The sequence below is a fragment of the Micromonospora sp. NBC_00421 genome, from assembly GCF_036017915.1.
In the GTDB taxonomy this organism is placed as follows: Bacteria; Actinomycetota; Actinomycetes; order Mycobacteriales; family Micromonosporaceae; genus Micromonospora.
This window is the reverse complement of sequence record NZ_CP107929.1, coordinates 2,622,044-2,646,337: the sequence shown is the minus strand read 5'-3', so window position 1 is coordinate 2,646,337 and position 24,294 is coordinate 2,622,044. Positions and strand designations below refer to the sequence as shown.

General features: G+C 73.6%; 25 protein-coding genes. 5 read left to right on the top strand and 20 right to left on the bottom strand.

The window, feature by feature from the left end; translation table 11 throughout:
• Positions 1 to 84 precede the first annotated feature (84 nt).
• Complete coding sequence (locus OHQ87_RS11490) at positions 85 to 627, top strand: GerMN domain-containing protein (protein ID WP_328347660.1); 543 nt, start codon at positions 85 to 87, stop codon at positions 625 to 627.
• On the opposite strand, the gene OHQ87_RS11485 is transcribed toward OHQ87_RS11490, so the two are convergent.
• Genes OHQ87_RS11485 through OHQ87_RS11475 form a run of 3 tightly spaced genes read right to left on the bottom strand, consistent with a single transcriptional unit; the run spans position 600 to position 3,434 of the window.
• Positions 600 to 1,388 carry an ABC transporter ATP-binding protein gene (locus OHQ87_RS11485; protein WP_328348821.1) on the bottom strand — a complete coding sequence of 263 codons (789 nt, stop codon included), beginning with the start codon at positions 1,386 to 1,388 and terminating at the stop codon, positions 600 to 602. The genes OHQ87_RS11490 and OHQ87_RS11485 overlap by 28 nt on opposite strands.
• A 43-nt stretch (positions 1,389 to 1,431) precedes the next feature.
• Entirely contained in the window at positions 1,432 to 2,502 is a 1,071-nt protein-coding gene (locus tag OHQ87_RS11480) for a FecCD family ABC transporter permease (RefSeq protein ID WP_328347658.1), read from the bottom strand.
• Positions 2,499 to 3,434, bottom strand: coding sequence for a FecCD family ABC transporter permease (locus OHQ87_RS11475; protein WP_442930816.1), 936 nt, complete (start codon positions 3,432 to 3,434; stop codon positions 2,499 to 2,501). The genes OHQ87_RS11480 and OHQ87_RS11475 overlap by 4 nt, the downstream gene beginning before the upstream one ends.
• Positions 3,435 to 3,645: 211 nt before the next feature.
• On the opposite strand from OHQ87_RS11475, the gene OHQ87_RS11470 reads away from it, so the two are divergent.
• Positions 3,646 to 4,680 carry an ABC transporter substrate-binding protein gene (locus OHQ87_RS11470; protein ID WP_328347654.1) on the top strand — a complete coding sequence of 345 codons (1,035 nt, stop codon included), beginning with the start codon at positions 3,646 to 3,648 and terminating at the stop codon, positions 4,678 to 4,680.
• 128 nt (positions 4,681 to 4,808) lie between these two features.
• On the opposite strand, the gene OHQ87_RS11465 is transcribed toward OHQ87_RS11470, so the two are convergent.
• The gene (locus OHQ87_RS11465; RefSeq protein WP_442930753.1) at positions 4,809 to 5,108 is read right to left on the bottom strand and encodes a hypothetical protein; all 300 of its coding nucleotides are present in this window, start codon (positions 5,106 to 5,108) and stop codon (positions 4,809 to 4,811) included.
• A 205-nt stretch (positions 5,109 to 5,313) separates the two neighbouring features.
• On the opposite strand from OHQ87_RS11465, the gene OHQ87_RS11460 reads away from it, so the two are divergent.
• Complete coding sequence (locus tag OHQ87_RS11460) at positions 5,314 to 6,153, top strand: ATP-grasp domain-containing protein (RefSeq protein ID WP_328347652.1); 840 nt, start codon at positions 5,314 to 5,316, stop codon at positions 6,151 to 6,153.
• On the opposite strand, the gene OHQ87_RS11455 is transcribed toward OHQ87_RS11460, so the two are convergent.
• The 4 genes from OHQ87_RS11455 to pgi all read right to left on the bottom strand — a co-directional run bounded on the left by OHQ87_RS11455 (position 6,093) and on the right by pgi (position 10,267).
• Complete coding sequence (locus OHQ87_RS11455; RefSeq protein ID WP_328347650.1) at positions 6,093 to 6,851, bottom strand: lysoplasmalogenase; 759 nt, start codon at positions 6,849 to 6,851, stop codon at positions 6,093 to 6,095. The genes OHQ87_RS11460 and OHQ87_RS11455 overlap by 61 nt on opposite strands.
• On the bottom strand, positions 6,848 to 7,675 hold the full coding sequence (locus OHQ87_RS11450; RefSeq protein WP_328347648.1) for a sterol desaturase family protein: 828 nt from the start codon (positions 7,673 to 7,675) through the stop codon (positions 6,848 to 6,850). Before OHQ87_RS11450 ends, OHQ87_RS11455 begins: the two co-directional genes overlap by 4 nt.
• A gap of 100 nt (positions 7,676 to 7,775) precedes the next feature.
• Positions 7,776 to 8,477 (bottom strand): FadR/GntR family transcriptional regulator, encoded by a 702-nt coding sequence (locus OHQ87_RS11445; RefSeq protein WP_328347646.1) that lies wholly within the window; start codon positions 8,475 to 8,477, stop codon positions 7,776 to 7,778.
• A 152-nt stretch (positions 8,478 to 8,629) separates the two neighbouring features.
• A complete protein-coding gene (pgi, locus tag OHQ87_RS11440; protein ID WP_328347644.1) occupies positions 8,630 to 10,267 on the bottom strand; it encodes a glucose-6-phosphate isomerase in 1,638 nt (545 codons plus the stop codon).
• 238 nt (positions 10,268 to 10,505) lie between these two features.
• Between pgi and OHQ87_RS11435 the strand changes: the two genes are divergently transcribed.
• Entirely contained in the window at positions 10,506 to 12,455 is a 1,950-nt protein-coding gene (locus OHQ87_RS11435; protein ID WP_328347642.1) for an ABC transporter ATP-binding protein, read from the top strand.
• Between the two features lie 89 nt (positions 12,456 to 12,544).
• Here the strand turns inward: OHQ87_RS11435 and OHQ87_RS11430 are convergent, their stop codons facing one another.
• The 6 genes from OHQ87_RS11430 to OHQ87_RS11405 form a co-directional block, all read right to left on the bottom strand.
• The gene (locus tag OHQ87_RS11430) at positions 12,545 to 13,822 is read right to left on the bottom strand and encodes a molybdopterin-dependent oxidoreductase (protein ID WP_328347640.1); all 1,278 of its coding nucleotides are present in this window, start codon (positions 13,820 to 13,822) and stop codon (positions 12,545 to 12,547) included.
• A gap of 91 nt (positions 13,823 to 13,913) precedes the next feature.
• Entirely contained in the window at positions 13,914 to 14,549 is a 636-nt protein-coding gene (locus OHQ87_RS11425) for a hypothetical protein (RefSeq protein ID WP_328347638.1), read from the bottom strand.
• Complete coding sequence (locus tag OHQ87_RS11420; RefSeq protein WP_328347636.1) at positions 14,546 to 15,964, bottom strand: selenium-binding family protein; 1,419 nt, start codon at positions 15,962 to 15,964, stop codon at positions 14,546 to 14,548. The genes OHQ87_RS11425 and OHQ87_RS11420 overlap by 4 nt, the downstream gene beginning before the upstream one ends.
• A 14-nt stretch (positions 15,965 to 15,978) precedes the next feature.
• Positions 15,979 to 16,749: an ABC transporter ATP-binding protein gene (locus OHQ87_RS11415; protein ID WP_328348819.1), complete on the bottom strand. Its 771-nt coding sequence runs from the start codon at positions 16,747 to 16,749 to the stop codon at positions 15,979 to 15,981.
• Positions 16,750 to 16,952: 203 nt separating this feature from the next.
• Positions 16,953 to 17,786 (bottom strand): ABC transporter permease, encoded by an 834-nt coding sequence (locus tag OHQ87_RS11410; protein ID WP_328347634.1) that lies wholly within the window; start codon positions 17,784 to 17,786, stop codon positions 16,953 to 16,955.
• Entirely contained in the window at positions 17,783 to 18,754 is a 972-nt protein-coding gene (locus OHQ87_RS11405) for an aliphatic sulfonate ABC transporter substrate-binding protein (RefSeq protein ID WP_328347632.1), read from the bottom strand. The genes OHQ87_RS11410 and OHQ87_RS11405 overlap by 4 nt, the downstream gene beginning before the upstream one ends.
• A 130-nt stretch (positions 18,755 to 18,884) precedes the next feature.
• Here OHQ87_RS11405 and OHQ87_RS11400 point away from each other — a divergent pair, with 130 nt between their 5' ends.
• The gene (locus tag OHQ87_RS11400) at positions 18,885 to 20,045 is read left to right on the top strand and encodes an LLM class flavin-dependent oxidoreductase (protein ID WP_328347630.1); all 1,161 of its coding nucleotides are present in this window, start codon (positions 18,885 to 18,887) and stop codon (positions 20,043 to 20,045) included.
• A gap of 356 nt (positions 20,046 to 20,401) precedes the next feature.
• Here OHQ87_RS11400 and OHQ87_RS11395 read toward each other — a convergent pair whose 3' ends face one another.
• From OHQ87_RS11395 to OHQ87_RS11370, 6 genes are all read right to left on the bottom strand, one after another.
• Positions 20,402 to 20,911 (bottom strand): NUDIX domain-containing protein, encoded by a 510-nt coding sequence (locus OHQ87_RS11395; protein WP_328347628.1) that lies wholly within the window; start codon positions 20,909 to 20,911, stop codon positions 20,402 to 20,404.
• Positions 20,912 to 20,945: 34 nt separating this feature from the next.
• Positions 20,946 to 21,596, bottom strand: a complete 651-nt coding sequence (locus OHQ87_RS11390; RefSeq protein ID WP_328347626.1) for an NADAR family protein — start codon at positions 21,594 to 21,596, stop codon at positions 20,946 to 20,948.
• Between the two features lie 74 nt (positions 21,597 to 21,670).
• A complete protein-coding gene (locus tag OHQ87_RS11385; protein WP_328347624.1) occupies positions 21,671 to 22,312 on the bottom strand; it encodes an SRPBCC family protein in 642 nt (213 codons plus the stop codon).
• Positions 22,309 to 22,680: an ArsR/SmtB family transcription factor gene (locus OHQ87_RS11380; protein ID WP_328348818.1), complete on the bottom strand. Its 372-nt coding sequence runs from the start codon at positions 22,678 to 22,680 to the stop codon at positions 22,309 to 22,311. Before OHQ87_RS11380 ends, OHQ87_RS11385 begins: the two co-directional genes overlap by 4 nt.
• A gap of 36 nt (positions 22,681 to 22,716) precedes the next feature.
• A complete protein-coding gene (locus OHQ87_RS11375; RefSeq protein ID WP_328347622.1) occupies positions 22,717 to 23,427 on the bottom strand; it encodes a peptidoglycan recognition protein family protein in 711 nt (236 codons plus the stop codon).
• A gap of 112 nt (positions 23,428 to 23,539) precedes the next feature.
• Positions 23,540 to 24,274, bottom strand: coding sequence for a lysozyme (locus OHQ87_RS11370; protein WP_328347620.1), 735 nt, complete (start codon positions 24,272 to 24,274; stop codon positions 23,540 to 23,542).
• Positions 24,275 to 24,294: the final 20 nt, after the last annotated feature.

Sequence of the window (24,294 nt, the reverse complement as noted above, 5' to 3'; positions counted from 1 at the left end):
CGGTGGATGCGGCCTTGGGCCGGGAGCCGGTGGATGCCTTCTCCGGCCGGGAGCCGGCGGCAGTCTCCGGCGGGGTGGTGGTGGGTGCTGCTGCCGGTGGTGGCGGTGCTGGTGGTCGCCGGGTGCGGGGTGCCCGTCGACGAGCGGCCCAGGGCCGTCGAGCCGCCGTTCGGGCCGCCGGCCGCCCCGGCCGCAAGTAGTGCCCCGGGCCGGGTGGGACAGGCGTTCTGCCTGGTCCGCGACGGCCGCTTGGCCCGTACCGTCCGGCAGGTCGACGCCGTCGGTGGGGTGGACGGGCAGCTACGCCGCCTGCTGGCCGGGCCGACCCGGGCCGAACGGGCGGCCGGGTTCGGCACCGCCCTGCCCGGCGCGGTGCACGTGCTGGGTGCCCGGCTGGTCGACGGACGGGCCCAGGTGGAGGTGGAGCCGCTGGGGGAGGAGTCCGGCCGCAGCGACGAGGTGCTGGCGTACGGGCAGATCGTCTGCACCCTGGACGGCCGCTCCGACGTCTCCGGGGTGTCGTTCCTGCTGCGCGGCCGACCGCTGGAGGTGCCCCGGGCCGACGGCTCGCTGTCGTCCGGCCCGTTGACCGCCGCCGACTACCCCGCGGTCACCGGCCCGGACTGACTCCTGCGCCGGGCCCGGGGCACGACCAGCGGGGTGCCGGTCTCCGGGTCCTCGACGATCCGGCAGGGCAGCCCGAACACCTCCTCGACGAGGGCGGCGGTGACCACCTCGCGCGGGTCGCCCTGGGCCACCACCCGACCGTCGCGCATGGCGATCAGGTGGGTGGCGTACCGGGCGGCGTGGTGCAGGTCGTGCAGCACCGCGACCAGGGTTCTGCCCTGCTCCTCGTGCAGCCGGGCGCACAGGTCGAGCACTTCGATCTGGTGCGCGACGTCCAGGTAGGTGGTGGGTTCGTCGAGCAGCAGCAGGGAGGTCTGCTGGGCCAGCGCCATCGCGATCCAGACCCGCTGCCGCTGCCCGCCGGAGAGTTCGTCGACGGGCCGCCCGGCCAGTTCACCGACGCCGGTGGCGGCCATCGCCTCGGTGACCACCCGCTCGTCCTCGGTCGACCACTGCCGCAGCAGCCCCTGGTGCGGGTAGCGGCCCCGGGCGACCAGGTCGGCCACCGTGATGCCCTCCGGCGCGACCGACGACTGCGGCAGCAGCCCGAGGGTACGGGCCACCTCCCGGGACCGCACCGAGTGGATGTCCCGACCGTCGAGCAGCACCGTGCCGGCGGCCGGTCGCAGCGTCCGGGCCAGGGCGCGCAGCAGGGTGGACTTGCCGCAGGCGTTGGGTCCGATCACCACCGTGAACGACCGGTCGGGTACGGCCACCGACAGGTCCCGGGCAACCACCCGCCGCTCGTAGGCCAGGGTCAACCCGACCCCGCCCAGCCGACTCTCCTGCGTCACCACGTCCTCCTCAGATCCGTGCCGCGCGACGTCGCGCGGCGAGCAGCCACACCAGGTAGGCCCCACCGATCAGCCCGGTGACCACCCCGACAGGAAGTTGGTGGCCGTCGATGGCCCGCTGGGCGGCCAGGTCGGCGGCGAGCAGCAGCACCGCCCCGATCCCGGTGGCGGCGGCCAGGTTCGGCCCGGGAGCCCGGGTGAGCCGGCGGGCCAGGTGCGGCGCGACCAGGGCCACGAAGGAGACCGGCCCGGCGGCGGCGGCTGCCCCGGCGGCGAGCAGCACCGCCGCGCCGAGCAGCAGTTGCCGGACCCGGGACACCGGCACGCCGAGTGCGGTGGCGGTGTCGTCCCCCAGCTCGATCATGGACAACGGCCGGGCGACGCCGACCACCACCGGCGTCAGCAGCGCCAGCAGGCCGAGCAGCGGGACGGCCTGCGCCCAGCCCCGCCCGTCGAGGCTGCCGGTGAGCCAGAGCACGGCCCGGGCCGCGTCCATCAGCGGGGCCCGGGTGAGCAGCCAGCCGTTGACGCCGGTGAGGATGGCCGTGGTGCCGATGCCGACCAGCACCAGCCGGTAGCCGGGCAGGCCGTGCCGACCGGCCACCGCCCAGAGCAGCAGGCCGGTGCCGAGCCCGCCGAGCAGGGCCGCGCCGGAGAGCAGCAGGGTGCCGCCGCCGGCCACCACCACGACCAGCGCGCCGGTCGCCGCGCCCTGGGTGACGCCGAGTACGTCGGGGCTGCCCAGCGGGTTGCGGACCAGGGACTGCAGGATCGCGCCGGAGAGCGCCAGGGCGGCCCCGACGCCGAGCGCGGTGACCAGCCGGGGCAGCCGCAGCTCGCCGACGATGAAGTCCTCGGCGGGGGTGCCGCCGCCGGTGAGGGTGCGCAGCACGTCCGCGGGGCTCATCGGGTAGTCGCCGCCGCCGATCGCGAGCACCCCGAGGACGACGGCCAGGGCGGTGACACCCGACCCGACCGCCAGGGACCGGCCGTGCCACCGTACCGAGCGGTTGCCGAGCCGGAGCACCCGGACCGGTGGGCGGGTGCCGGCCGGTGGTGCGGTGAGTCGCGCGCTCTTCATCGGCGGGCCACCAGACGCAGGAACAGCGGCCCGCCGAGCACGGCCGTGACCAGGCCGACCTGGAGTTCACCGGGTCGGCCGAGGACCCGGCCGAGCACGTCGGCGCCGAGCAGCAGCACCGGGGCGAGCACCGCCGCGTAGGGCAGCAGCCAGCGCAGGTCCGGGCCGGTCAGTGCGCGTACCAGGTGGGGGACGAGCAGGCCGACGAAGACGATCGGGCCGCAGGCGGCGGTGGCCGCGCCACAGAGCAGGGTGACCGCGGTGACCGTGCCGGCCCGGACCAGGGCGGGTCGGGCGCCGAGTGCGCGGGCCGCGTCGTCGCCGAGGGCGAGGGCGTTGAGTGGGCGGGCCCCGGCCAACCCGACCAGCAGGCCGGCCAGGATGAACGGTGCCACCGTGGCGACGGTGGTGAAGTCCGCGACGGCCAGCGAGCCGACCGTCCAGAACCGCAGCCGGTCCAGCGAGGCCGCGTCGAGCAGCATCATCGCGCTGACGTACGAGTAGAGCACCGCGTTGAGGGCTGCCCCGGCCAGCGCCAGCCGTTCCGGGGTGGCCTGCCGGCCGCCGCCGACGGCGTGCACCGCCACGGTGACGACCACCGCCCCGAGCAGGGCGAACCAGATCCACCCCCGCACCGTGGCGACGCCGAACAGTGCGGTGGCGGTGGCCACGGCGGCGGAGGCGCCGGCGTTGATGCCGAGCAGGCCCGGGTCGGCCAGCGGGTTGCGGGTGAGCGCCTGCATGAGCGCCCCGGCCACCCCGAGGGCCGCGCCGGCGAGCAGACCGAGCAGCGTACGGGGCAACCGCATCTGCCGGACCACCGCGTGCTCGGGGGAGGTGGTGGTGACCAGCCCCTGCCAGACCTCGACGAGGGTGAGCTGTTTCGCGCCGACGGCGATGCTGAGCACCGCCACGGCGACGAGCAGCAGCAGACCGAGGCCGAGCCCGGCGGCCCGGACCCCGTTGCGCCGGCGGGACGGCACCACCCCCGGTGGGGCGGTGGGTGTGGAGAGGGTGACGGACAGGGTCGGCTCCGGGTGGACGAGAGCGGCGCGCGCCGCCGGTTGACAGTGATTTAGGTTAGGTTAACCTAACCGTGCCGTCGCGGATCATCGCGGTCCGGGCCTGATCGAAAGACGTCACATGCTGCCTTCCTCGTCCTCACCCCGACTCTCCCGCCGGGGCCTGCTCGCCGCCGGTGGCGGTGCCGCCCTGACTGCCCTCCTCGCCGCCTGCGGCGGGGGTGACGACCCGGCGAAGCCCGCTGCCAACGGCTCTGCCGGCCCATGGAGCTTCACCGACGATCGCCGACGCAAAATCGACGCGGCCACCGCGCCGACCCGGGTGGTCGCCTTCACCGGGGTCGCCGCGGCGCTTGTCGATTTCGGACTCGACTCCCAGCTCGTCGGGGTGTTCGGCGAGACCACCCGCACCGACGGTTCCCGTGACCCGCAGGCCGGGGACCTCGACGTCGACAAGGTCACCGTGCTGGGCAACGTCTGGGGTGAGTTCAACGTGGAGAAGTACGCCGCGCTGCGCCCCGAGCTGCTCGTCACCCACATGTACGACCCGGACGCCCTCTGGTACGTCCCGGACGAGAGCCGGGACAAGATCCTCCAGCTCGCGCCGAGCGTGGCGATCACCACCGCCCGTACCCCGATGACCCGGCCCATCGAGCGCTACGCCGAACTGGCCCGCTCGCTCGGGGCGGACCTCTCGGCCAAGAAGGTCACCGACGCCAAGGCCCGGTTCGAGGCCGCCGCCGAGCAGGTCCGGGCGGCGGTCAAGGCCAACCCGGGCATCCGGGTGATGGCCTCCTCCGGCAGCCCCGACCTGTTCTACGTCTCCAACCCCAAGGTCAGCACCGACCTGATGTACTTCGCCGAGCTGGGCGTCGAGATCGTGGTGCCCACCAAGCTCGAAGCAGGCGACTACTTCGAGGCGTTGAGCTGGGAGAACGCCGGTAAGTTCCCGGCCGATCTGATCCTGCTGGACAACCGCTCCACAGCGTTGCAGGCCAAGGACCTCGCGGCCAAGCCCACCTGGGCGCAGCTACCCGCCGTCAAGGCCGGCCAGGTGACCCCGTGGGACGCGGTGCCCCGCTTCTCGTACGCCGGGGCGGCGCCCCTGCTGGAGAACCTGGCCACCGCGATCCGCTCCGCCAAGCGCCTCGGCTGACTGCCGGGTCAGGTCTTCGGCAGCCCACCGGCGCGGTCCGGGGGCGAGACAGGGAGAAGGCAGGTCGCGTCCCCCTCACCGGTCCGGTGCGCCAGCCGCCGGGGGCGAGGGGGACGGCGGTCGACGGCTCAGGCCGCCTCGACGGTACGCGCGCGCCGCGCGGGCCGAACGGGCTGCTCCCGTACGGTGCGTCGGTCGTCGACGACGCCGGTCGTCACGTCGCCGGCCATGGTCAGCGCCCGGTGGGCGTTGCGCGTGGCGTCGCAGGGCCACTCCTGGTGTTCGCACAGCAGGTTGTCGCAACGCCCGCCCTGGTCGGGATGGTGCGCGTCGATCACATCGAGGGCCATCCGCCACAGGAGCGGATCGGTCACCCCGGCGGGAACGGCGGCTCGGGTATGTCGCTGCGGGCGGTCGGTGTCGGACACGGTCTCCCCCTTTGTCGGTACCGAAGAAGAGTCTCCACCCCACACGCAAGCGAAACCAACCGCCCGGGGTGGGGATGACCACCGCCACGCTGCGGAACTGTCCGACAGCGTGACCGTTCGTGCCCCCATTCCGGGTAAATCCGTGTGCCGCGTTCGCGGGAAAAGACGGTGGTTGCGGGCGGGTCGGCCGGGGGAGGATGCGGGGATGCTGTTGATCGTCCCCGCCGACCCGCTGCGTCCCCGTCGACCGGACCCGCACTTCGTGGCGGAGGCGCAGGCCGCGCGGGAGGCCGGTCACCCGGTCGCCGTCGTCGACCACGACGCCCTCGCGGCGGGGCGGGACGTCACCCGGGCGGTCGCCGGCGTGCCCGCCGCCGACGACGCGGTCTACCGGGGCTGGATGCTCTCCGCCACCGGCTACGCGGGTTTCGCCGGGGCGCTGCGCGCCCGGCAGGTCACCCTGCGCACCGACGCCGACCGGTACCGCCGGGCCCACGAACTGCCCGGGTGGTACGCCACGGCGGCGGCGCTCACCCCGGAGTCCCGCTGGACGGTCGGCGTCGACCGGGCCGACTTCGACCGCATCCGTACCGGGTTGGGCAGCGGCCCGGCGGTGCTGCGGGACTGGACCAAATCCGCCAAGCACCACTGGCACGAGGCGTGTTTCGTGCCGGAGTTGGCCGACGGTGAGGCCGCCTGGCGGGTCGCGACCCGGCTACGCGAACTGCGCGACGACGACGTTGCCGGTGGTTTCGTGCTGCGCCGCTTCGAACCCCTGTCCGGCGTCGAGATCCGCACCTGGTGGGTGGGTGGTCGCTGCGTGCTCACCGGCCCGCATCCGGACACCCCGACGGAACTGCCCGACGTGCCGGTGGACCTCGGGCCGCTGGCCGCCGTGGTGACGGCGCTCGACCTGCCCTTCGTCACCGCCGACCTGGCGTGGCGGGCCGACGGCCGGTGGCGGCTGGTGGAGATCGGCGACGGTCAGGTCAGCGACCGCCCGTCCACGATGGCCCCGGAGGCCCTGGTCGCCGCCCTCGGCTGAGCCGGGTCGGCGCGGGGCCCGACCCGGGGGGCGTCGGCGGCCGGTGGGCGGCCCGCCCAGCCGGTGGTGATCAGCAGCAGGGCGGCGAGGTAGGTGGTCATCACCCACAGCCCGTGGCCGGGCAGCCGGATGCCCGTCGCCTCGACCCCGATCAGCAGGTCGGACAGGAGGAACAGCGCGCCACCGGCGGCCACCCGCCGGGACACCCCCCAGCCGGCGGCGGCCATCAGGGTCAACGCCAGGCTGTAGCCGAGTACCGGTAGCCGCAGGTCACCCAGCCGGCCCCAGAGCAGCGCGTTGCCCGCGGCCCACAGCGCGAGACAGCCGGCGACGGACACCGCCGGTGGTCGCCGGTGGCGCAGGAACGCGGTCAGGAAAGCCAGCTGGGTGCCGAGGAAGCACCCCATCCCGAGCAGGAACGCGGTGGTGCCGGGCACCAGCAGCGCCACGTCACCGGCGGTCGCGCAGACCAGCCCGGTCGCCACCGGGTCCCACCGCCGGCGTGCGGCGAGCAGCCAGCCGAGCAGCAGCGGGGCGAGCAGTGGCTTGGCCGCCCACTGCACGGCCGGCGCGTCGAGGGCGACCCCGGTCAGCTCGACGACGGCGGCCAGCCCGAACGCCCCCAGCCACCACCGACCGGCCACGCCGGACGCCGGCCCGCCCCGGGCGGGCCGCCGGGTGGTGCGGGCGCGGCTCATCGGACGGGCTGCCAGCCGGGGCGGCCGAGGACGTGCCCGAGCCGGTGCCGCCACGAACCGGCCCGCCGGACGTCGGCCCAGATCGCGGCGTACTCGTGGGTGGCCACCCGCATCGGGTTGTAGGTGCCGATGTTCGTCGTCAGCCCGTACCGCACGGCGGTGTCCTCCCGGGCGAAGCTGCCGAAGAGCCGGTCCCAGACGATCAGGATGCCGCCGTAGTTGCGGTCCAGGTACTCGCGGTTCGCGCCGTGGTGCACCCGGTGGTGCGACGGGGTGTTGAAGACCCACTCGACCGGTCGGGGCAGCCGGTCGATCCGCTCGGTGTGCAGGAAGAACTGGTACAGCAGGCTGACCGACTGCTGGAGGAAGATCATCCAGGGTGGGATGCCGAGCAGCGCCAGCGGCAGCCAGAACGGCAGCGAGGTCATCGGCGTCCAGCTCTGCCGCAGCGCGGTGGAGAGGTTGAAGTGGGTGCTGGAGTGGTGCACCACGTGGCTGGCCCAGAACAGGCGTACCTCGTGGTGGGTGCGGTGGAACCAGTAGTACGCCAGGTCGTCGGCGAGGAACAGCAGCACCCAGGTCCCGACGCTGGTGGGGGAGAGCTGTACCGGAGCGACGGTCCACAACGCGACGTAGAGGCCGATGGTGAGCAGTTTCCACGGGAAGCCGATCAGTTGGCTGCCGGCGCCCATGGTGAGGCTGGTGGTGGTGTCCCGCAGCTCGTAGCCGCGTTCGTCGTCGTCCGGCGCGAACCGGTACGACCACGCCTCGATGGCGATGAGCAGCAGGAACGCCGGTACGGCGTAGAGCACGGCGGGGATCATGCGCGACGTTCCCTTCCGGGGGACGGGCGGCGGGGGTGGACGCCCGGGACGGGTCGGCGGGTGGGGGGTGGTGCGGGTCGACCGGTGGGGGGACCGACGGTCAGCCGGTCGGGCTGGTGAGGGACGCGGTGAGCAGGGTGTGTGCCTCGGTGGCGGCGTCGTCGCCCCGGCCGTCGGCGATCGCGGCGGCCAGCCGGCGGTGCCCGGCGACGTCCAGCAGTTCGGTCGCGCGTCGGGCCGGCGGCACCTCGCCGACGGCCAGCGCCCCGGCCACCAGGCTGTTGAAGGAGAGCAGGTAGGCGGTGTTGCCGCTGCCGGTGACGATGTGCCGCCACAGTGCGATGTTCGCCTCGGCCATCGCGGACAGGTCCGGGGCGAGCGCGGCGAAGCCCTCCACGGTGTCGACCACGACCCGTCGTACCGCCCCGGTGGCCCGGGCGGCGCAGCACCGGGCCGCGTCGACCCCGACGCAGGCGCGCATCTCCAGCATGTCCCGGACCAGGTTCTCCACCGGCAGCACGTCGCCGGACTGGGCGAGGGACAGGGCCAGGTCGAGGCCGGCGTGCACCCGCCAGTCCAGCACCCGGGTGACGCCGCCCTGGCTGACCCGCACCAGCCCGAGCTGTTGGAGCCGGCGCAGCGCCTCCCGCACGGCGTGCCGGTTGACGGCGAACGCGGCGGCCAGCTCGCGTTCACCGGGCAGCGGGTCGCCCGGCTGGTGCGCCCCGCTGACGATGCCGTCGCGGAGCTGGGCGAAGACGTGGTCGGAAACGGAGCTGCGGGGCACGGGGACGAAGGCCACGGCAGCAGTGTGCCGGCGTACCCATCAACCCGTCAACTGGTTGGACCAGCCGTACCGAAAGAAACGGCGGCCGGGTCGGGTGACCAGGCCGCCGTCCCGACGGATCTCGGCGATGGCCGTTGCCGGGGTGCCCGGGAACAGCCGCGCGGACCTCAGGCCCGGCCGCGCTCCCGACGGTAGCGGCGGATCAGCGCCGCGGTGGAGGAGTCGACGTCGGACAGGTCCGGCGCGTCACCGGTCAGCTTCGGCGCGAGCTGGTTGGCCATCACCTTGCCCAGCTCCACGCCCCACTGGTCGAACGGGTTGATGTCCCAGACCGCGCCGCAGGTGAACACGATGTGCTCGTAGAGCGCGATGAGCTGGCCCAGCGTCGACGGGGTGAGCTTCGGCGCGATGATCGAGGTGGTCGGGTGGTTGCCCGGCATCACCCGGTGCGGCACCACGTCGGCCGGGGTGCCCTCCGCCTCGACCTGCTCCTTCGTCCGGCCGAAGGCCAGCGCGGCGGTCTGCGCGAAGAAGTTCGACATGAACAGGTCGTGCATCTCGCCCAGGTCGTGGTTGGGCTGGCTGAACGCGATGAAGTCCGCCGGGATCAGCAGGGTGCCCTGGTGGATCAGCTGGTAGAAGGCGTGCTGGCCGTTGGTGCCCGGCTCACCCCAGAAGATCTCCCCGGTCGGGTGGTCGACAGGCGTGCCGTCCAGGGTCACCGACTTGCCGTTGCTCTCCATGGTGAGCTGTTGCAGGTACGCCGGGAACCGGTGCAGGTACTGCGAGTACGGCAGCACGGCGTGGGTCTGCGCGCCGAGGAAGTCGACGTACCAGACGTTGAGCAGGCCCAGCAGCGCCGGCAGGTTCCGCTCCACCGGCGCGGTGCGGAAGTGCTCGTCGACGGCGTGGTAACCGGCCAGCAGCTCGCGGAACCGGTCCGGCCCGACCGCCAGCATCACCGACAGCCCGACCGCCGACGGCAGCGAGTACCGGCCACCCACCCAGTCCCAGAAACCGAACATGTTCTCCGGGTCGATGCCGAAGTCGGCGACCCGGCCGGCGTTGGTGCTCACCGCCACGAAGTGCTTCGCGATGGCCGCGTCGTCGTCGGCGTCGAGGCCCGACAGCAGCCAGGTCTTGGCCTGCTCGGCGTTGGCAAGCGTCTCCTGGGTGGAGAAGGTCTTCGACACCACCACGAACAGGGTGCTCGCCGGGTCCAGGTCGTGGGTCTTGTCGTGGATGTCGGTCGGGTCGATGTTCGAGACGAACCGGCAGGTGATCCCCGCGTCCCGGTACGCCTTGAGTGCCTCGTACGCCATCACCGGCCCGAGGTCGGAGCCGCCGATGCCGATGTTGACCACCGTGCGGATCCGCTCGCCGGTGTGCCCGCGCCACTGCCCGGAGCGGACCCGCTCGCTGAACGCGGCCATCCGGCCCAGCACCCGGTGCACGTCGGCCACCACGTCCTGACCGTCCACGGTCAGCGCGGCGTCGCGCGGCAGCCGCAACGCGGTGTGCAGCACCGCCCGGTCCTCGGTGGAGTTGATGTGCTCCCCGGCGAACATGGCGGCGACCCGGTCGGTCAGCCCGACCCGCCCGGCCAGCGCGGTGAGCAGCCCGATCGTCTCGTCGGTGACGAGGTTCTTGCTGTAGTCGACGTGCAGGTCGGCGACCTCGCCGGTGAGCCGCTCACCCCGTTGCCGGTCGGCCGCGAACAGCTCCCGCAGGTGGGTGCCGCGCATCGTCTCGGCGTGCTTGCGCAGCGCCTGCCATTCGTCGGTGGTGGTCACACTCGCAGCCATCGGGTCGATCTTCTCCTTCACGACGGTCGTCGGCGTCCCGCGCGGTGCGCCGACGGTTCGCCTCCAGCCTGCCACCCGGGGCGCGACCACGCGACGCGACCCGGCGCAGCCGGCGGTCGACCGGGGTCGACGACACGCCAATGCGACAGGTGTACGACACGCCGGACACATGACGACACCGCGCCGTCGCTGACAGTAGGCTCGCCCTGCCCCGCCCCCCTTCGGCCCGGGAGGACCCATGGCGACGGTGACCGGCCCCCGCCGTTCGACAACTGCCGGCGAGCCCGGCGAGCCCGGTGGGTCCGCCGACACCGCCGGGTTGGATCTGCCGGAGCTGGCCGACGGTGACTGGATGCACCACGCCACCGAGTTCGCGCACACCAGTTTCCAGGCGGTGGCCCGCCGGCTGCCCCGGCTGGTCCGCGAGGCCGTCGCGCTGGCCTGGTCGACCAACCGCCGGGACACCCTGGTCGCGATCGGCCTGAATCTCGCCGCCGGGGTGATGACCACGCTCGGCCTGCTCGCCACCACCGGCGTACTGCGGGAGTTGTTCGCCGCCGGCCCGACCCCGGACCGGGTCCGCGCCGCGCTGCCCGCGCTGGTCCTGGCCGCGGCGGCGGTGGCCGCCAAGGGTGCGTTGACCGTCACCGCCGGCTGGGCGCAGGCCCGGCTGATCCCGCAGATCAACTATGCGGTGGAGTTGCGGCTGTTCGAGACCACCACGGCGGTCGAGCTGGCCGCCTTCGACGACGCCGGTTTCGCCGAGGAGATGGACCGGGTCCGGGACCGGGGGATGGCCGAGGCGGCGTCCATCGTGGACCACACCGTCAACCTGATCACCGGGGTGGTGGGCGTGCTGGCCACCGCCGCCGCGGTGACCGTGATCCAACCGGTGCTGCTGCCCTGCCTGCTGCTCGCCGCCGTGCCGGAGGCGGTGACCGCGGTGCGGATGGCCCGCCGGCAGTACCTGGACATGCTGGCCCGGATCAACCGTCGTCGGCGGATGTGGATGCTGGCCCACCTGATGGCCAACCGACACACCGCCGCCGAGGTCCGGGCCTACCAGATGCGTGGCTTCCTGCTCGCCGAGTTCCGCCGGATGATGACCGTGGAGACCGCCGCGCTGCTCCGGTTGGCCCGGGCACAGAGCCGGACCCGGGCGGTCGGGATGTCCGTCGGCGGGATCGCCGCCTTCGCGGTCTACGCGGTCCTCGGCGGGCTGCTGCTCACCGGCATGGTCGCGTTGGCGGCGGCGGCGACCGCCCTGCTCGCCCTCCAGTCGGCGCGCAGCAGCCTCGCGCTCGCCGTCTACGCCACCAACAACCTCTACGAGGACGCCCTCTACTACCAGGACTACCGGGACTTCCTCGACCGCGCCGACAGCCGTACCGCCACCGCGCAGGGGCGGCCCGTCGCCGGCTTCGACGCCATCGAGCTGGACCGGGTCAGCCTCCGCTACCCGGACACCGACGCCCCGGCGGTGGACGAGGTCAGCCTCACCGTCCGCCGGGGTGAGGTGGTCGCCCTGGTCGGCGAGAACGGCTCCGGCAAGACCACCCTGGCCAAGCTGATCGCCGGGCTCTACCGGCCCACCGGCGGGGTGATCCGGTGGGACGGGGTCGACGTGGCGGAGTTGGACCCGGCGGCGACCGCCGCCCAGGTGGCGGTGATGACGCAGGACTGGTGGAGGTTCCCGTTCACCGCCGGGCAGAACATCCGCATCGGCCGGCACGACCGGGCCCCGGGCGCGGCCGGGCCCACCGTCGAGGACGCCGCCCGGTCGGCCGCCGCGCACGACATGATCGCCGGGCTGCCGTTCGGCTACGACACCCTGCTGGCCCGGGAGTTCAAGAACGGTCACGACCTCTCCGGCGGGCAGTGGCAGCGGCTGGTGGCTGCCCGGGGCCTCTACCGGGACGCCCGACTGTTGATCTGCGACGAGCCGTCGGCGGCCCTCGACGCCCGCGCCGAACACGCGCTCTTCGCACACCTGCGGCGGCGTCCCGACCGGACGGTCGTGCTGATCACCCACCGGCTGGCCAACGTCCGGCACGCCGACCAGATCTTCGTGATGGACCACGGTCGCCTGGTGCAGCAGGGTGACCACGACACGTTGATGGCCGCCGATGGACCCTACCGGGAGTTGTTCGACCTCCAGGCGAGCGGCTACCTCGCCGCCTCCGAGTAGTGGCGGCTCCGGCGTCGCCGGGCCCCGGCGGGGGACGACCCCGGAGACGACGGCGGCCGCCCGTCGCACCCGGGCGGCCGACGCGCGGGTCAGACCGCCGTCACCGGGTGTCGGACCACCCCGTCGAAGAGGTAACCGAGGTCGTTGCGCGCGGCCCGGTCGGGCTGGCCCCGACCTGTCACGTCCACCGCGCGGGCCCGCAACGTCCACCGGCCGGCGGTCGGCGGACACCACCGCGTCGACCACCGCTGCCAGGGCCCGCCCCGGTCCGCCCCGACCAGGGTGGCGGGGTGCCACCCGTCGCCCGTGTCCACCTCGACCCGGTCGATCGGGCCGGCCCCGGACCAGGAGCGACCGGTCACCGTGATCTCGACTCCGGCCGCCAGCCGGGCGTCCCAGGGCAGCTCGAACGCGCTCTTGACCGACTGGGTGTCGACCGGCCCACCGCCGGTCGGGTGCCCGGGGCCGAGCATCCGGTAGAGGCTGGTGTTCCACGGGGAGAACAGCGGGGTGGTGGAGACCTCGACCGCGCCGACCCACTTCACCGAGGAGATGCCGATCCAGCCGGGCACCACCACCCGGACCGGGAAACCGTGGTCCAGCGGCAGCGGCGCACCGTTCATCTCGTACGCCAGCAGCACGTCGTCGAGGGCCTTGCCGATCGGCAGCGGACGACGAACCCGGCCCAGGTCGACACCCCCGGTGACGTATGCCGGGTCAAGGCCCTCCGGCATCACGTCCACCGCGTCGGCGGTCAGCCCGGCGTGACGCAGCACGGTGGCCAGCGGCACGCCCCGCCAACGGGCCACCCCGACACCGCCGAGCCGCCACTGCACCCCCGGGGCCGGGGTGTCCTGCTGGGCGGCGAAGAAGTGCCTCCCGTTGCCGGCGCACTCGACCAGGGCGGGGATCTCGACGGCGGGCATCGCCCGCAGGTCGGCATGGTCGAACTCGACCGGGGCGTCCCGGGTCGGTGCGCCGCGCAGGCCGTCGCCGAACAGCCGCAACCGCCAGCTGTCGACGTCGAGCCGGGGGGTGTGGGTGTGGTTGCGGACGAAGAACCGGTCGTTCGGCACCACGTACCCCTGCCCGGCCATCGCCTCCCAGCGCATCTCGGCGTTGCTCTCCAGGGGGGTGAGCAGTGCGGGAGCGAGTGGCTTGACGATGCCCGGGTCCACCCCGACCGGCTCGGCGGCGAGGGCGACCGGCCCCCGTTCGTCGGCTGCGGCGGCGAGGGCGCTCATCGCCGTACCCAGTTCGATCAGTTCGGTGCGGGACATTCCGTCCCCCCGGGCCTGGCCGGCCAGCCACTGCCGGGCCCGGCGGGCGTCGTGGTCGGCCTCGTCGTACGACAGGGTGGACGACACCGGAACTCCTTCGACTCGACGGCAAGTCCTATTCAATCAGTAGGAGTTGCCGTCGGGCAGGGCCGCCGGTGGACGCTGGTCGGCCGTTCGGTCAGATCGCGGCGGCCAACGTCACCACACCGGCGGCGACAAGCGCCCCGGCCCAGAGCCGGTCCACGTTGAACCAGGCCCGGCGCAGCACCCCGACGCCGAGCACCTCGTACACCACAAGCGCGACGGTCAGCGCGACGCCCAGCATGGCCAGCGTGTGCACCCCGGCCGCGACCAGCCCGGGCAGCGCGCCGGCCGACGCCGCCGCCAGGTGCCCGGCGTGCCCGCCGGTCGACGGCGGGTCGGCCAGCAGCACCGGCAGCAGCATCAGCCCGGCGCCGTGCGCCGACGACATCAGGAACGACCAGCCCGCGAGCTGCGCCGCCGACAGTCGCATCCCGGCCCAGCGGAAGTGCCGCTGCGACAACAGCCGCCACAGCCCGAAACCGACAAGCACCACCCCGCCGGTCACCGTCAGCGCGGTGCTGGCGGTGACCGACCGGGTGGCGGTGACCAGCGCGGCGACCACCGCCACCGAGGCCAGGTGCCCCGCCGCGATCGGCGGCAGCGCGGCCAGCAGCGCCGCCCGGCGGCGCTGCTGCAACCCCCGGGCGACCGCGAGGAGCCAGCCCATCGCCGGGTTCAGCCCGTGGAACGCGCCGAGCGCCGCCAGCGCCAGCAGGGTCCGCCCGGTCACGGGAAGCAGTACGAGTCGGAGCTGGCGTCACCGCCCTGCAACCGGGTCTGGTGCACCCGCAGCCCACGGAACTCCTCCCCGTGCGGGAAGAACCGCTCGTCGGGGGTGAGCCCGCCGTGTTCCGGGTCGACGTCCAGCTTGGCCAGCCAGGCGCCCACCCCGTCGGGGTAGAACTGGTCGTCCCAGGAGCCGTAGAGCGAGTTGCTGACGTAGACCCGCCGGCCGTCCCGACTGATCTCCACCATCTGCGGGCCACCTGCCAGCGGCTCGTCCGGCGCGGCCGGGTGGGCGGTGCGCGCCACGATGCCACCGAGCCGCACCGAGCCGACCAGCACCGGGTGGAACGGGTCGCTGACGTCGTACTGGCGCAGCTCGCCGGTGCCCCAGCAGGAGACGTAGAGGAACCGGTCGTCCACCGACAGGTCGATGTCGGTGACCAGCGGTGGGACCGCGCCGAACGGCTTGAGCAGGTCGGGAAGGTCAGCCGGATCGGCCGGTTCGGCGGGGATGTCGATCACCCGGGTCACCGCCCACGGGGCGTCCGCCCCGGTGCCGTCGCGGTGCCACAACCAGACCGACGCGGACAGGTCCTCGACGCTGATCACCACCCCGACGAAGCCGTACGACTGCGTCGGGTCGTGCGCGGGACGCAGCTCCAGCGGCATCTGGTACTGGTCGCCCAGGTCGACCCGTTGCACGTGCCGGCGCGTGGCGAGGTCCCAGAAGTGGATCGCGTGCCCGTATCTCCGCCCCAGCAGCAGCTCGCCGACGATGCCGTCCTCGATCATCGACGGGGTGCCCCACTCGCTGGTGACCAGGACGTCCTGGGTGAGGTGCCACCACACGTCGTACGCCAGGAACTGTGGACCCCGGTCGGCCTCCCAGGCTCCGCGGACTCCGAAGGTGGTGTGGTCGAGCACGGCGATGCCGCCGGGGCCCTGTGCGCCGTCGACACCGCCGAGTGCCGACAGGTAGATGCCGTCCGGGCCACAGTGCACGGTGTGCGGGCGGGAGTAGCCGGCCTTCTCGGCCAACTCCTCCGGGCCGATCACCTTGACCAGGTGCGGGGCGCGCGGATCCGGCCGGGTGTCGAAGACGTGGATCCGCGACGACCGCAGCCCCGGCACGATCAGGTAACGCCGCTCGACGTGCGGGTGCGGGGCGGTCGGGCAGAGCGCGCTGCTGCACGCGTTCCACCCGAAGTGGTGCAGTTCGTCGCCGGTGTACGGCAGGTCGGTCCAGCCGACCACCCGCCCGTAGTCGGCGGACTCCGGATCGGTGTCGAGCACGGCGATCGCGTCGGGCCGCTGCGCCGTACGGTCGAACGCGGCGACGTAGGCCAGCTTCTCGGCGGGCGCGGTGGCCGCCTCGCGGGGCGAGGGGTAGAAGCTCGGGTCGGGTGTCCAGCGGGTCATCGGGTCTCCGGTGGTCAGACGGCGGGTACGCCGAGGCGGTCGAGGAGGCGGCGGCGCAGCGCGCCGAAGGCGGGATGGTCGGGGGACCGGGCGGGCCGGTCTGCGGGACGGTTGGCGGGCTGGTCGGCGGGCCGGTCGCCGGGGCGGTCGCCGGGGCGTGGAGTCAGCGGGGTGGGGCCCAGGTCGACGGGGATCTCCTCGGCGATGACGCCGTCGTCGAGCAGCAGGATCCGGTCGGCCAGCAGCAGTGCCTCGTCGACGTCGTGGGTGACCAGCAGGGCGGCGAAGCCGTGCTCGGCGCGCAGCCGGCGCAGCAGGGACTGCATCCGCAGCCGGGTCAGCGCGTCGAGCGCCCCGAACGGCTCGTCGAGCAGGAGCAGGTCCGGCTCGCGTACCAGGGCACGGGCCACCGCGACCCGTTGCGCCTGCCCGCCGGAGAGTTCGGCCGGCCAGGCGCGGTGCCGGTCGGCCAGCCCCACCTCGGTCAGCGCCCGGTCCACCCGGGCGCGCACGTCGGGGCCGGTCAACCCCAGCGCGACGTTGTCGCCGACCCGCTTCCAGGGCAGCAGCCGGTGTTCCTGGAAGACCACCGCGGCGGTGCCGCGCAGTCCGGTCCGGCCGGTGGCCTCGGCGTCCAGGCCGGCGAGGACCCGCAGCAGGGTGCTCTTGCCGGAGCCACTGCCACCGAGCAGCGCCACCACCTCACCGGCGGCGATGGTCAGGTCGACCCCGGCGAGCACCGGTCGCCCGTCGAAGGCCCGCCGCACCGCGTGCGCGGTGAGCACCGCCCCCTCGCCGGTCGCCTCGCCCGCCGGGCCGGTCGCCTCGCCCGCCGGGCCGGTCGCCTCGCCCGCCGGGCCGGTCGCCTCGCCCGCCGGGCCGGTCGCCTCGCCCGCCGGGCCGGTCGCCTCGCCCGCCGGGCCGGTCGCTTCGGCCGCCGGGCTGTCGGCCTCGCCCGCCGGGCCGGTCGCCCTGCCGGTGGCGCCCGTCAGGTCGCCCGTAGTCCGCGCCGCCATGTCAGCGTCCTCCTCTCCAGCACCCGCAGGGCGACGTCGGACGCCAGCCCGAGCAGTGCGTAGATGACCAGGCCCAGCACCACCACGTCGGTCTGGCTGAACTCGCGGGCCTCCATCATCAGGAAGCCGACGCCGGTCTGGGCGTTGACCTGTTCGCCGACGACGAGGCTGAGCCAGGCCGCCCCGATCGCCAGCCGCAATCCGAGGAACAGCGACGGCAGCGCCCCGGGCAGCACCACGTGCCGTAGCCGGGCGGCGGGGCCGAGTCCGCAGGTGCGGGCCGCCTCGACCAGCCGTTCGTCGATGTCCCGGATGCCGGCGTAGGTGTTGAAGTAGATCGGGAAGAAGACACCGAGCGCGACCAGGGTGATCTTCAACGACTCACCGATCCCCACCCAGATGATCAGCAGCGGGACGAGCCCCAGGTGGGGCAGCATCCGGGCCATCTGCACCGGCGGGTCGACCAGGTCGTCGCCGAGCCGCAGCAGACCGGCGGCGGCCCCGAGCACCAGCGCCAGCACCCCGCCCACGAGCAGCCCGACACCGGCCCGGGTGAGCGAGTCGAGCAGGTGGACGCCGAGGGTGCCGTCGCCGGCCAGCCGTACGCCGGTGGTGAGGACCCGGCTCGGTGCCGGCAGCTTCTCCGGGGCCAGCAGTCCGGCGCGGGCGGCGGCCTCCCAACCGGCGACGAGCACGACCGGGCTGACCAGCCGCCACCAGCGGACCCCGGGCCGGCGGCGCGGGCCGGCGTCGGGTGGGGCCGCGACGGCGGTCGGCGGCGCGGTGACCAGCACGGTGCTGCTCACTGGAACACCGCGCTGAACCGGTCGTCGACCCGACCGGAGATGTCGACCGGGCCGGGGACCAGTTCGAGGGTGGTGAAGCCGTCCGCGATGGCCTGGAGTTCGGCCCCGACGGCGGGGGAGACCGGGGCCAGCGGCCGGGCGCTGCGGGCCAACGCCCGGGTGGTGACGTCCAGCGGGATCTTCAGCTCGGGTGCGAGCACCGCGGCGCGCTCCTGCGGGTGCGCGATCCCCCAGTCGGTGACCTCCCGGTACGTCTTGAGGAAGGCGCGGACGTCGTCGGTGCGGTCCCGCACCACCCCGGGAGCAGCCAGCACGTACTCCCGGTTGCTGGCCAGGCCGGTGGCGTCGGCGAGGACCTTCACCCCGGGCTGCTCGGCGAGGGCGAAGTACGGGTCCCAGATGATCCAGGCGTCGACCTGTCCGTTGTCGAACGCCGGTCGTCCCTCGGCCGGCTTGAGGTACTTGACGTCGATGTCCCTGAGCGTCATCTTGTTCGCCTCCAGCAGGCGGACCAGCAGCCAGTGGACGTTGCTGCCCTTGTTCAGCGCCACCGTCCGACCGCGCAGGTCGGCGAAGGTCTTCAGGCCGCTGCTCTCCTTGACCAGCACCGCCTCACCCTGGGGGATCGGGGCCGAGGTGCCGATCACCGAGAAGGGGATCTTCGCGGCGGCGGCGAAGACCGGGGGCGCCTCGCCGACCTGCCCGATGTCGATCGAACCGGCCTTGAGTGCCTCGGTGAGGGCGGGACCGCTCTCGAACAGTGACCACTGGGCGTCCGGCGCGGCGTTGCGGGCCTTGACCAGGCTCAGGCCGCCGAAGCGCTGGTAGCCGATGCGCAGCGGGCCGCTACCTGAGCCCGCGTCGGCGGCGTCGTCGGCACAGCCGGTGACCCCGCCGACGGCGACCAGCGACAGGGCGGTGAACAGGGCGGTGGCCAGGCGGCGCACGCTCCTCGGCGGGGTGGGCATGTCGGCTCCTCGGGGGGTGGACGGTGCGGTCGCACCGACGGGGATCGGCGGCGGGCAGTAACCTACCAAGCCGATAGGTTTTATGGGTAGCCTGTCGTGGTCGCCGTCCCATCCCTCAGGAGGACCCCCGATGCCGCTGACCTTCCACTGGTTCCTGCCCACCTACGGCGACAGCCGCGACATCGTCGGCGGTGGTCACGGTGTCGCGGTCGGCACCGCCGGCGGCGCCCGGCCCGCCACCGTCGCCTACCTCGGGCAGATCGCCCGTACCGCCGAGCAACTCGGCTTCGTCGGCGCACTCACTCCGACCGGGGCGTGGTGCGAGGACGCCTGGCTGACCACCGCGATGCTCTCCCAGGTCACCGAACGGCTGAAGTTCCTGGTGGCGTTCCGTCCCGGCCTGCTCTCACCCACCCTCGCCGCCCAGATGGCCGCCACCTTCCAGCGGCTCTCCGGCGGCCGGCTGCTGCTCAACGTGGTCACCGGTGGGGAATCCGCCGAACAGCGCTCCTACGGGGACTTCCTCGACAAGGACGCCCGCTACGCCCGCGCCGACGAGTTCCTGAGGGTCGTCCGGGCGCTCTGGCGGGGGGAGACCGTCGACCACACCGGGGAGCACCTGCGGGTCGAGGGCGCCCGCCTTTCCCGACTGCCCGAACCAGTGCCCCCGATCTACTTCGGCGGCTCGTCCACCGCCGCCGGCCCGGTCGCCGCCCGACACAGCGACGTCTACCTGACCTGGGGTGAACCGCCCGCCCAGGTGGCCGAGAAACTAGACCGGATCCGGGCCCTCGCCACCGACGCCGGTCGGACGCCGCGCTTCGGCATCCGGCTGCACGTCATCGCCCGGGACACTGCCGATCAGGCATGGGCGCAGGCGGGCCGGCTGCTCGACGGCATCGACGAGGACGACGTCCGGGCCGCCCAGGAGGGGTTGCGGCGCAGCGAGTCCGAGGGGCAGCGGCGGATGCTCGCCCTGCACGGCGGCAGCCGGGACGGGCTGGAGGTCGCCCCCAACCTCTGGGCCGGGGTCGGGCTGGTCCGGGGTGGTGCGGGCACCGCTCTGGTGGGCAGCCACACCGAGGTCGCCGACCGGATCGCCGAGTGCCACGCGTTGGGCATCGACGAGTTCGTCCTCTCCGGCCACCCGCACCTGGAAGAGGCGTACTGGTTCGGCGAGGGGGTGCTGCCGATCCTGCGGTCCCGGGGGTTGTGGCGGCACCCTGCCGGTGACCCGGCCCCCGACCTGGCGGCCAGCGCTCCCTTCGCTCCCCAGCCTGCCCGGGTCTGACCCACTGCCCTTCCGTGACTCACGGTGTTGCCGCCCTGATCGGCCCCATCCATTACTCACAGTGAACGTCGTAACCGTCGCTCCACTGCATCCTGGCAGGTGAATCGCGGCCGAACCGCCCTGAGCAGGTGTTTTCCTTCCGTGCCTCGCCACCCCCAACTACCTCGCGCAGTGGAGTGGTGAGGGGGAGCGATAGAAATTACGGTGCGTGACTGTGCGGTCGAAGCATCGTCGCCCGGCGGGGATCGGCGGTACAGCAGCGAGTCAGCGGACTGGCGAGTCAGCGGACCGATGGGTCAGCGGACCGATGGGTCAGCGGACCGATGGATCAGCGGACCGACGGGTGGAGCGGTGGGTCACCGCTGGCCGGCGAGGAAGTCGGCCAGCACCCGGGTGTGGGTGGAGAAGGCCAGCTCGACCGGCTCGGTGAGGACCAGCCACTCGGTGGCCTCCTCGGTGGGCGTCGACGCAGGTAGCTCCGCCGCCGGCCGCTCCGGCAGCACCCCGAAGACCATCATGGTGCCGCCGTGCGGAGCGCCGTGCACCGCGAACAGTCGCGCCCGCTGCGCCTCGTCCACCAGCCCGGTCTCCTCGCGCAGTTCCCGGACCAACGCCTCGGACCACTCCTCGCCGTACTCGACGAAGCCGCCGGGCAGGGCGAGCAGGCCCCGGGCCGGCTCGATGTCCCGGCGGACCACCACCAGGCCGAGGCCGGTGTCGGTACGGACCGGCAGCAGCGCCACCGCGACCGGGGTGGGATTGCGCCACACCGTCTCCCCACAGGCCGGGCAGAGACGGGGCCAGCCGGCGTCCGCCGGATAGGCCGCGCCGCAGTAGTGGCAGTGCGCGTACGGCAGGACGGTCATGCCGCCGCACGTTACCGCCCCGGGCGGGCCCCGCTCAGGTCAGGTCGACCGGCTCGGCTCGGCCCCGGCTTGCTCGGTCAGGGCAGGGCAGGGCCTCCGATTGGTCGCCGACCCGGTCGGGGCGGGCCGGTCGGTCGTCGCGTAGGACCCCACGGGCCTCCATCAGGGCGAAGCCGAGCAGGTTGAGCCCGCGCCAGCGGGCCGGATCCTCGGCGCGCGGGTCGTCGGCGGCCAGACCGACCCCCCACACCCGGTCGACCGGACTGGCCTCTACCAGCACCCGCTCCCCGGTGCCCAGCAGGTACGCCCGCAGGTCGGCGTGCTGGCCGAACTTGGCCAGGCTGCCGGCCAGCACGATGGCGTAGCGCTCGGCCTCCCACACCGCCGGGTCGAAGTGCCGGACCTCCCGGCCGATCGCCTTGGCCCGGTGCGGGTGGGCGGCGGCGAGCACCCGCTCACCGGCCTCGGTGTCGCCGAAGAGCAGCGCCTTGCGCCACATCATCCAGTGCTCGGCGGTGGGGAAGTGCCGCCCGTCGACGGTGAACGGGGCCGGCCACCACTGGCTCAGGCAGCTCTGGCCGACGGTGCCGTCCCGCCGGGGCCGGTGACCCCAGAAGCAGAGGTACTTCACCGGACGCCCGGCGCGGTGCAGGGCGAGGACGTCTTCGGCGCGGCGCATCGGCATGCCGCACAGTGTCCCCGCCGGCACCGACAACGCGCGCCCGGATTTCCGCCGGACCGGGACGCCCGTGGGGTGGGTCAGGCCGGCGGTGCGCCGGTGTAGGCGGCGATGGTACGGGCGGCGGCGGCTCTTGCGGCCTGCGGGTCGGTGCCACCGGCGATGTCGGCCTCGGCCCAGGCATCGCCGCTGAGCGTCATGAAGCGCCGCCCGTCCTCGGAGCCGATCCAGGTGACGGCCTGCTCGGGGGTGATCCCCCCGCCGTCGGGGTCCAGGTGACCGGCGAGGCCGAGCAGGCCGGAGTCCCAGCCGACGCCGACCGCCCCGGGGCCGTACTCGGTCCACCGCTCGTCGTCGACGTGGGCGACGTGTTCCAGGGTGAACCGGGTCCGATCCTCGCCTTCCGGGGTGAGGCGCACCTCGATCCAGCTGACCTCGCCGCCCATCTCCCAGGTGGCGGCGAAACTCTTCGGCGGGTCGCAGCGTTCCACCACGCCACCGGCGTTGCCCTCGAACTGGTAGCGGCCGTGCAGGCGCAGGTCGCCGGAGATCGGCAGGAACCAGCGGGGGATCCGGTCGACGTTGGTGCAGGCGTCCCAGAGGTCGTCCAGCGTGGCCCGGTACGTCTGGCTGATGGTCAGCACGCGTGCCTCGCCCGCCTCCAGGGTGCGGCTGCCCACGGTCCGCCGTACGGCGCTGATCTGGTGCGTGGTCTCGATCATGAGGTGCTCCGGTGCTCGGTCGGGTCGTCCGTCGTGGTGTGCGACAGCCGTTCGCGCCGACCTCGGGCGAGCTCGGTGGCCAGGGCGTCCAGCGCGGGCGTCCAGAACCGGCGGAACCCCTCCAGCCACTGGTCCACCTCGCGCAGTGGGGCGAGGTCGACCGCGTAGAGCCGCCGGGCGCCCTGCGGGCGGACGGTGGCGAAGCCGTTGTCCCGCAGCACCTTGAGGTGCTGCGAGACGGCGGGCTGGGTGATCCCGAACTCCTCCTGGATGACCGCGCAGACCCCGCCGGCGCTCCGCTCGCCCTGCGCGAGCAGTTCGAGGATGCGCCGGCGTACCGGGTCGCCGAGGACGTCGAAGGCGTGCACGGTGCCCTTTGTATCAGCCACGGCTTATATAAGCAATCACCCGAGTCGGGCGGCGACGGCGGCCCGCAGTTCGGGCAGCCGGTCGTGCAGCAGGCCGGGGCACTGGGTGCTGGCGAAATCCTTGTGGCCGTAGATCTGGCTGGCCGGGATGCCGTACTGCTGGCAGGTGAACGCACAGAAGACCACCAGGCTGTCCCAGAGCGCCTGCGGCGGTTGCACGTCGAGGTAGATGCCGTCGTTCTCGATGCCGATGGCCTGACTGTTCTGCCCCACGCAGTGCGCACCCTGCACCATGGTCCGTCCGTGCAGCAGCGCGTACAGGCTTCCGTGCCGGCCCTCGGTGAGCTGGCCGCCCCGGCTGTTGGTGAAGTGCTGCCCGGAGTCGAGCCAACCGTTGCCGTCCATGTGCAGGTCCTGGATCTCGCGTGAGTTGGCGTACGCGTGGGCCAGGCTGTAGTCGGTCGAGTTGGGAAACGCCGTGTGGTGCACGATGATCTTGTTGGGTCGGCTCTCCACCACGCCCACCGGCGACGACGGCGGCCGGGCCCCCCAGGTGGCGCAGTTGGCGATGACCGGCTGGTCGACAAGGCCGGCGGCGGCGCCGATGACGGCCGGGCCGCCGACCTGGGTGGTGGTGGCGGCGTGGGCGGCGGGTCCGCCGGTCGGGGGCGACGTGGTCGCTCCGGCGGCTACACCGAGCAGGACCGCGCCGCGCAGCACACTGCGCCGCGACACGGGTACGGACATGGCGGGCTCCTCGGGGTGACGGGAGGTGCCGGCCGCGGACCTGGTGGGCCCACGGCCGGCGGGCGGGGCGGCTGCGGCGTCGGTGGTGCTCGGGCTGATCAGGATGGGTGGGTCAGCAGGGGCCGTTGCAGGCCAGCACCCGGAGCCGGTCGAGGGTGCCGTTCCAGACGTTCTGGTCGCCCGGGAAGGTGCCCGACGACGCCCACTGCCAGAAGGAGTACGTGGACCAGCCGGCCGGCAGGGTGCCCACCGTGCCGGCGTAGCGGGCGATCCAGAGCGGGTTGTTGGCGGCGAAACCGCTGTAGTTGCCGGTGCAGGTGGTCCACCAGTCGGTGGTGGTGTAGATCGTCGCCCAGCGCCCGGTGCGGGAGTGGTACTGGTTGACGAAGGACGCGATCCAGCTGCGCATGGCGCTCTGGCTCAGCCCGTAACACGTCGCGCCGTACGGGTTGTACTCGATGTCGAGCGCGCCGGGCAGCGTCCGGCCGTCCTTCGACCAGCCGCCGCCGTGGTCGACGAAGTAGTTGGCCTGGGTGGCACCGGTCGTGGTGTCCGGCCGGGCGAAGTGGTACGCGCCCCGGATCATCCCGACGTTGTACGACCCGTTGTACTGCTGGGCGAAGTACGCGTTGGTGTAGTAGGTGCCCTCGGTGGCCTTGACGTAGGCGAACCGGGCGCCGTTGTTCCAGGCGGCGGACCAGTTGACGTTGCCCTGGTAACTGGAGACGTCCATGCCGGGCAGCCCGGCGGGGGCGGCGGCGGCCGGGGTGACGACGCCGAGCGTGGCGGTGGCGACCATGGTGGCGGTCGCCAGCAGCGTACCCGTGACCGTGCGGAGACGGTTCATCTTTCCTCCCTGGGGGATGC

Excerpts from the sequence above, each read along its gene's own strand:
- OHQ87_RS11390 (WP_328347626.1), bottom strand. The coding sequence starts at position 21,596 with ATGCCGATGCGCCGCGCCGAAGACGTCCTCGCCCTGCACCGCGCCGGG.
- OHQ87_RS11370 (WP_328347620.1), bottom strand. The coding sequence starts at position 24,274 with ATGAACCGTCTCCGCACGGTCACGGGTACGCTGCTGGCGACCGCCACC.
- OHQ87_RS11435 (WP_328347642.1), top strand. The coding sequence starts at position 10,506 with ATGGCGACGGTGACCGGCCCCCGCCGTTCGACAACTGCCGGCGAGCCC.
- OHQ87_RS11455 (WP_328347650.1), bottom strand. The coding sequence starts at position 6,851 with ATGAGCCGCGCCCGCACCACCCGGCGGCCCGCCCGGGGCGGGCCGGCG.
- OHQ87_RS11450 (WP_328347648.1), bottom strand. The coding sequence starts at position 7,675 with ATGATCCCCGCCGTGCTCTACGCCGTACCGGCGTTCCTGCTGCTCATC.
- OHQ87_RS11420 (WP_328347636.1), bottom strand. The coding sequence starts at position 15,964 with ATGACCCGCTGGACACCCGACCCGAGCTTCTACCCCTCGCCCCGCGAG.
- OHQ87_RS11385 (WP_328347624.1), bottom strand. The coding sequence starts at position 22,312 with ATGATCGAGACCACGCACCAGATCAGCGCCGTACGGCGGACCGTGGGC.
- OHQ87_RS11375 (WP_328347622.1), bottom strand. The coding sequence starts at position 23,427 with ATGTCCGTACCCGTGTCGCGGCGCAGTGTGCTGCGCGGCGCGGTCCTG.
- OHQ87_RS11460 (WP_328347652.1), top strand. The coding sequence starts at position 5,314 with ATGCTGTTGATCGTCCCCGCCGACCCGCTGCGTCCCCGTCGACCGGAC.
- OHQ87_RS11480 (WP_328347658.1), bottom strand. The coding sequence starts at position 2,502 with ATGAAGAGCGCGCGACTCACCGCACCACCGGCCGGCACCCGCCCACCG.
- OHQ87_RS11400 (WP_328347630.1), top strand. The coding sequence starts at position 18,885 with ATGCCGCTGACCTTCCACTGGTTCCTGCCCACCTACGGCGACAGCCGC.
- OHQ87_RS11405 (WP_328347632.1), bottom strand. The coding sequence starts at position 18,754 with ATGCCCACCCCGCCGAGGAGCGTGCGCCGCCTGGCCACCGCCCTGTTC.
- pgi (WP_328347644.1), bottom strand. The coding sequence starts at position 10,267 with ATGGCTGCGAGTGTGACCACCACCGACGAATGGCAGGCGCTGCGCAAG.
- OHQ87_RS11395 (WP_328347628.1), bottom strand. The coding sequence starts at position 20,911 with ATGACCGTCCTGCCGTACGCGCACTGCCACTACTGCGGCGCGGCCTAT.
- OHQ87_RS11470 (WP_328347654.1), top strand. The coding sequence starts at position 3,646 with ATGCTGCCTTCCTCGTCCTCACCCCGACTCTCCCGCCGGGGCCTGCTC.